General features: G+C 73.4%; 6 protein-coding genes and 1 pseudogene. All 7 read left to right on the top strand.

What is annotated here, in order from left to right; all coding sequences use genetic code 11:
• Positions 1-1,115: glycosyltransferase family 4 protein (locus ABDW35_RS29135; protein ID WP_343717352.1), on the top strand; the 1,115-nt coding region annotated here is incomplete at its 5' end.
• Positions 1,112-1,696: a histidine phosphatase family protein gene (locus tag ABDW35_RS29140; protein ID WP_343717353.1), complete on the top strand. Its 585-nt coding sequence runs from the start codon at positions 1,112-1,114 to the stop codon at positions 1,694-1,696. The genes ABDW35_RS29135 and ABDW35_RS29140, both read left to right, overlap by 4 nt.
• Positions 1,693-2,844: a glycosyltransferase gene (locus ABDW35_RS29145; protein ID WP_343717354.1), complete on the top strand. Its 1,152-nt coding sequence runs from the start codon at positions 1,693-1,695 to the stop codon at positions 2,842-2,844. Before ABDW35_RS29140 ends, ABDW35_RS29145 begins: the two co-directional genes overlap by 4 nt.
• 98 nt (positions 2,845-2,942) lie before the next feature.
• Complete coding sequence (locus ABDW35_RS29150; protein ID WP_343717355.1) at positions 2,943-3,728, top strand: polysaccharide deacetylase family protein; 786 nt, start codon at positions 2,943-2,945, stop codon at positions 3,726-3,728.
• Entirely contained in the window at positions 3,725-4,276 is a 552-nt protein-coding gene (locus ABDW35_RS29155; protein WP_343717356.1) for a hypothetical protein, read from the top strand. Before ABDW35_RS29150 ends, ABDW35_RS29155 begins: the two co-directional genes overlap by 4 nt.
• A gap of 13 nt (positions 4,277-4,289) precedes the next feature.
• On the top strand, positions 4,290-6,176 hold the full coding sequence (locus ABDW35_RS29160; protein ID WP_343717357.1) for an ABC transporter ATP-binding protein: 1,887 nt from the start codon (positions 4,290-4,292) through the stop codon (positions 6,174-6,176).
• Positions 6,173-6,578 (top strand): annotated as a pseudogene (locus ABDW35_RS29165) (ABC transporter substrate-binding protein); the annotation flags it as partial. The gene ABDW35_RS29160 and the pseudogene ABDW35_RS29165, both read left to right, overlap by 4 nt.

A 6,578-nucleotide genomic window follows, 5' to 3' on the forward strand; every position in this document is an offset into this window, starting at 1 on the left:
GGATGAAGGTCGCCTTCTACGCGCCGATGAAGCCGCCCGGGCATCCGGTGCCGTCGGGCGACCGGCGCGTGGCGCGGCTCTTGATCGAGGCGCTGCGGCGCAGCGGACACGAGGTGCGCGTCGCCAGCCGGCTGCGCAGCTGGGATCCGGGCCTGGACCCGGCCCGGCCGGGGCGGATCGAGGCGCTGGGCGCCCGCATCGCCGAGCGGCTGGTGCGGCGCTGGCAGGCCAGCGGGACGGACCGGCCCGACCTCTGGTTCACCTACCACCTGTACCACAAGGCGCCGGACTGGCTGGGGCCGCCGGTGGCCGCGGCGCTGGGCATCCCCTATGTCGCGGCCGAGGCGTCGCACGCGCCGCGCCAGGCCGAAGGACCGTGGGCCGCCGGACACAGGGCCGCGGAGGCGGCGATCCGCCAGGCAGCCGCGCTGGTCACCTTCAGCGACCGGGACGCGGCCGGCCTGTCGGCCCTGGTGCCGGCGGATCGCATCGTCCGGCTGCCGCCCTTCCTCGACGCCGCCCCTTTCGCCGCCCTGCCCCGCCGGACCGCGGAGCCGCCCCGGCTGATCGCCATCGGCATGATGCGGGAGGGCGACAAGGAACGGTCCTACGCGCTGCTCGCGGAGGCCCTGCGGCGGCTCGGCGACCGGCCCTGGACCCTGGAGGTGATCGGCGACGGCACGGCCCGGCCGCGGATCGAGCCGCTGTTCGACCCGGCCCGCACCGTGTTCCGTGGCGCGCTGCCGCCCGAATCGCTGCCGGAGGCGCTGGGCGGGGCCGATGTGTTCGTGTGGCCATCCATCAACGAGGCCTTCGGCATGGCGCTGCTGGAGGCGCAGGCGGCCGGCCTGCCGGCGGTGGCCGGGGCGGCCGGAGGCTCGGGCGGCGGCGTGGCCGCGATCCTGCGCGACGGCGAGACCGGGCTGCTGGTGCCGCCCGGCGACGCCGCCGCCTTCGCCGCGGCCGTCGCCACCCTGCTGGACGACCCGGCCCGGCGCCGGGCGATGGGCGAGGCCGCCCGCGCCAACATCCTGGCCCGGCACGGCATCGCCGCCGGCGCGGCGATCCTCGACCGCACCCTGACAAGCGTCGTGGCCGGGCGGGCGCCGGCATGACCCGCCTCCTCGTCCTGCGCCATGCGCCGACGGACTGGAACGCGGCCCGCCGCATCCAGGGCCGGGCCGACATCCCGTTGTCCGACGCCGGGCGCGCCGCGGCGGCGCAATGGCGGCTGCCGGAGTGGGCCGCCGGCTGGCCGGTGCTGGCCAGCCCGCTGTCCCGTGCCGTCGAGACGGCGCGGCTGCTGGGCCACGACCCGGTGCCGGAGCCGGCGCTGACCGAGCTGGACTGGGGCGAATGGGAAGGGCTGCGCCTGTCCGACAAGAGCCGGATCGACCCGGCGGAGCTGGCCCAGCGCGAGGCGCTGGGCCTGGACTTCCGCGCCCCCGGCGGCGAGTCCTATCGCGAGCTGCAGGCCCGTCTGGCGCCGCTGCTGCTGCGGCTGGCCGCCGCAAGGCGCGACACCGTGGCCATCTGTCATCGTGGCGTCATCCTGGCGCTCTATGCCTCCGCCGCCGATTGGACCATGATCGGCGACGCGCCGGACGGGCTGCAGTGGGGCTGCGCACATCTGTTCCGGCTGGAGTCTACGGGGGCGCCGGTGATCGAGCGGCTGAACATTTCCTTGGCAGCATGAAGGTTCTTTTCCACGTTCAGCATCTGCTCGGCATCGGCCATGTCCGGCGTGCCGCGGCGATCGCCCGGGCGCTGGGCCAGGCCGGCTTCGCCGTCACCGTGGCCCAGGGCGGCTTCGACGTGCCGGCAACCGACTGGGGTGGCGCCGAGGTGGTGGCGCTGCCGCCGGTGCGGTCGGCCGACACCGGCTTCCGCACGCTGCTGGACGCCGAGGACAGGCCGATCGACACCGGCTGGAAGAAGCGCCGCGCCGCCGAGCTGCTGGCGCTGCTGGCACGGACGAAGCCCGACATCCTGCTGGTCGAGACCTTCCCGTTCGGCCGCCGCGCCTTCGCCTTCGAGCTGATGCCGATGCTGGAGATCGCCCGCCGCGCCAGCCCGCGGCCGCTGATCGCCTGCTCGGTCCGCGACATCCTGGTGGACAAGAAGGACCCGGCCAAGGTCGAGGCCATGGCCGACACCGCCCTGGCCTTTTTCGACCTGGTGCTGGTGCATGGCGACCCGGCGGTGATCCCGTTCGAGGCCAGCTTCCCGCCCGCCGCGCGGGTCGCGCATCTGATCCGCTACACCGGCTATGTCGGCGCGCCGTCGACCCGCGAGGCGCCGCCCGGCGACGGCGTCGACGAGGTCGTCGTCTCGGTTGGCGGCGGCGCGGTCGGGGCCGATCTGCTGCGAGCCGCGCTGGCCGCCCGTGCCCTGTCCGGCCAGCGTGACGCGCGCTGGCGGCTTCTGGCCGGGCCGGACCTGCAGGCCGGCACCGTGGCGGAGCTGAAGGCGGCGGCGCCGGACGGCGTGATCGTCGAGCCGGCGCGGCCGGACTTCCCAAGCCTGCTGGCGCGCTGCCGCCTGTCGGTCAGCCAGGCCGGCTACAACACCGTGATGGATGTGATGCGGGCCGGCTGCCGCGCCGTCTTCGTGCCCTTCGCCGCCGCCGGCGAGACCGAGCAGACCCGGCGGGCGGACCTTTTGGCCGCCCGCGGCCATTGTTTCGTGGTACCGGAGGCTGGGTTGACGCCGGAGCGGCTGGCCAGCGCAGTGGACGATGCCATGGCGGCGCCCCCACCGCCGCCCGCGGTGCTGGCCCTGGACGGCGCCCGGACCGCAGCCGCCCTGCTGCGCGACGCCGCCGAGAAACGGAGCGCCGCGTGAGGTGGACGTTCGAGGCATGGCAGGAGGCGGGGCTTGCCGCGCGGCCGCGGGCTGCGGCTATAGTGCCCCTTTCGCCCGTATTGTCCCGATCCATGCCCGTGCCCGCCGAGCCCCCTGCCCCACCCCTGCCCGATTCCTGGACCGAGCTGCGGGCCGAGCTGGACCGATGGGCCGCCTCAGGCCGCTGCGCGACCTTCTGGTGGCGCGACGACGACGCGGTGGCGCCGACCCCGGCGCTGGACCGGCTGCTGGCCCTGGCCGCGCGCCATGGCCGCTGGGTCGCGCTGGCCGTGATCCCCGCCGGGGCCGAACCGGCCCTGGCCGACCGGCTGGCCGGCACGACGGCCGCGGTGATCCAGCATGGCTGGGCGCACCGTTCGCATGCGCCGGCCGGCGAGAAGAATGCCGAGCTGGGCGACCATCGCCCGACGGAAGCCGTTCTGGCCGAGCTCGTCACCGGCCGGGCGCGGCTGGAGACGCTGTTCGGCGGCCGCTTCCGCCCGGTTCTGGCGCCGCCCTGGAATCGCATCGGCCCGCGGGTCCGCGCCCGGCTGGGCGAGGCCGGCCTGGCCGTGCTGTCCGTGTTCGGCGCACGCGATGCCGGGCCCGGCCCGGCGCAGCTCAACACCCATGCCGACCCGATCGACTGGCGCGGCACCCGCGGCTTCGCTGGCGTCGGCCGCACCCTGGCGCCGATCCTGCGGCACCTGGCCGATCGCCGGACCGGCGTCGCAGACCCGGAGGAGCCGACCGGCCTCCTCACCCACCATTTGGCGCATGACGGCGAAGGATGGATCTTTCTCGACGGCCTGCTCTCGACCCTGTCCCGGCATCCGGCGGCGGCATGGCCGGAGGCCGATACCCTGTTCGGAGCCCGGCCATGACCGCCCATCGCTACGACATGACCGAACTGGGCGGCGACTATGCGCGCGGCGCGGCCGGGCTGGCGCTGACCGCGCTGCCGCTGATCCTGCTGCCGATGCACTGGATCGTCGCCATCGCCTTCGCCGCCGCGGCCCTGGTGTTCCTGGCCTTTCTGGTCCGCACCTGGCTGCGCCACCGCAGCGTGATCGAGGTCGACAGCCAGGGTGTCGTCGCCCACGGCCCGCTGGGCGTCCGTATCGCCTGGCGCGACCTGGACGGCTTCCGGCTGCGCTACTTCTCGGTCCGGCGCGACCGCCAGCGCGGGTGGATGCAGCTGGACCTGCGCGGCGGCGGCCGGCGGCTGAAGATCGAATCGACCATCAGCGGCTTCGACGAGATCGTGTCGCAGGCGCATGACGCGGCGGTCGCCAAGGCGCTGACGATCGATGATTCGAGCCAGGCGAACCTGATGTCGCTGGGCGTCATCGCCCCCCAGGCCGGGCTGGCCGAGCGCTGGGGCGTGCGCCCCGCCTCGGCCGGGCCTGCCACCGACGGGCCCGAGGAATGAGGGGTCCGCCGCGGTGAGCGATATCCTCCGCCTGCACGATCTGCGCATTGGTTTCGCCGTGCCCGGCGGCACGCTGGAGGCCGTGCGCGGCGTGTCGCTGCGGGTGCCGGCCGGCAAGACCGTCGCCGTGGTCGGCGAGAGCGGCTCCGGCAAGTCGGTGCTGGCGCAGGCGGTGATGGGCATCCTGCCCAGCAACGGCCGGGTCACCGGCGGCAGGATCCTGTTCAGCGATCCGGAGACGCCGGGCACGGTCGTCGACCTGGCGAAGCTGCCGCAGGAAAGCCCCGACTATCGCGACATCCGCGGCGGCCGGATCTCGATGATCTTCCAGGAGCCGATGACCTCGCTGTCGCCGCTGCACACGGTCGGCAACCAGATCGTCGAGGCGGTGCGGCTGCACCGGCCGGTCGGCCCCGCCGAGGCGCGCGACCTGGCCCGCGAGATGCTGCGCCTGGTCGGCTTCCCCAACCCGGCCCGGGCGCTGAAGACCTATCCGTTCGAGCTGTCGGGGGGCCTGCGCCAGCGCGCCATGATCGCCATGGCGCTGGTGTGCCACCCGGCCCTGCTGATCGCCGACGAGCCGACCACCGCGCTGGACGTCACCATCCAGGCGCAGATCCTGAAGCTGATGCTGGACCTGCAGGCCGAGCTGCAGATGGCGATCATGATCATCACCCATGATCTCGGCATCGTCGCCAACATCGCCGACGAGGTGGTGGTGATGTATCGCGGCGAGGTGATGGAATCCGGCCCGATCGGGCCGATCTTCACCGATCCCGGCCATCCCTATCTGAAGGCGCTGCTGCGGGCCGTGCCGCGCTTCGACATGGGACATGAACGGCTGATGCCGATCCGCGAGATCCGGCAGGCCGACGGCCACATGATGGGCACGAGCAAGAAGGCCTGGACCGAGGCGGCGGAGGCGGCCGGCCCGCTGCTCAAGGTCGAGGGTGTTTCGAAGACCTTCGCCATCCGCAACAGCGGCCTGTTCGGCGGCGGGCAGGAGGAGCGGATCAAGGCGGTCGACGACGTCTCCTTCGCCATCCGCCGCGGCGAATGCCTGGGGCTGGTCGGCGAATCCGGCTGCGGCAAGACCACCCTGTCGAAGATCCTGATGCGGGCGCTGAGGCCCGATGCCGGCAGCATCCGCTTCAACGACCACGGCAAGCCGGTCGACATCCTGGCGCTGGAGGGCGAGGCGCTGAAGGATTTCCGCCCGCGCATGCAGTTCATCTTCCAGGACCCGTTCAGCTCGCTGAACCCGCGGATGACGGTGTTCGACATCCTGACCGAGCCGCTGACCATCCACGGCATCGGCAACATGGCGAAGCGCAAGGCGATCGCCAAGGAGCTGATGGGTCTGGTCGGCCTCGACATCCGCCACCTGCAGCGCTATCCGCACAGCTTTTCCGGCGGCCAGCGGCAGCGCATCGGCATCGCCCGGGCGCTGGCGCTGCGCCCCGACCTGATCATCTGCGACGAGCCTGTGTCGGCGCTCGACGTCTCGATCCAGGCGCAGATCCTGAACCTGCTGAAGGACCTGAAGGCGCGGCTGGGCCTGACCTACCTGTTCATCAGCCACAACCTGGCGGTGGTCGACTACATCGCCGACCGGATCATGGTGATGTGCCGCGGCCGGATCGTGGAGCTGGCGCCGCGCGCCCTGCTGTTCGCCAGGCCGGTGCATCCCTACACCCGGGCGCTGCTGGCGGCCGTGCCGGCGCCGGACCCGTCGCGGCGCCTGGATTTCGAGGCGCTGATGGGCGGCCGCGCCTCCGACCCCGCCGCCTGGCCGGCGCCCTTCACCCTGGGCCCGGACACGCCGGGCCGGCTGGTCGAGGTTGACAAGGGCCACTACGTCCGCGCCACCGAGATACCGGCGCTGGAGCTGGCATCATGATCCGGTGGCTCGGCCTGATCGCCCTGCTGCTGGCCGCCGCCCCCGCGCTGGCCGACGGCCTGCCGCCCTTGGTCGAGACGCCGCTGCTGGCCCAGGACGTCGCCGCCGGCAAGCTGCCGCCGGTGGCGCAGCGGATCCCGCAGGCGCCCTGGGTCGTCGACATGGCCGCGGAGAAGAAGGAGCCGGGGCGGCAGGGCGGCGAGATCAGCTGGATGGTCGCCCGGGCGCGCGACCTGCGGGTGATGAACACTTACAGCTATGCCCGGCTGGTCGGCTACGGCACCGACTTCAAGCTGCATCCGGACATCCTTCTGTCCTACGACGTGCAGGACGAGAAGGTGTTCACCCTGCATCTGCGGCCGGGCCACAGATGGTCCGACGGCCAGCCCTTCACCAGCGACG

Source organism: Inquilinus sp. (assembly GCF_039594555.1).
Lineage (GTDB): Bacteria > Pseudomonadota > Alphaproteobacteria > DSM-16000 > Inquilinaceae > Inquilinus.

Bases quoted from the DNA above. Each gene is read 5' to 3' on its own strand.
- ABDW35_RS29140 (WP_343717353.1), top strand. From the start codon at position 1,112: ATGACCCGCCTCCTCGTCCTGCGCCATGCGCCGACGGACTGGAACGCG.
- ABDW35_RS29145 (WP_343717354.1), top strand. From the start codon at position 1,693: ATGAAGGTTCTTTTCCACGTTCAGCATCTGCTCGGCATCGGCCATGTC.
- ABDW35_RS29155 (WP_343717356.1), top strand. From the start codon at position 3,725: ATGACCGCCCATCGCTACGACATGACCGAACTGGGCGGCGACTATGCG.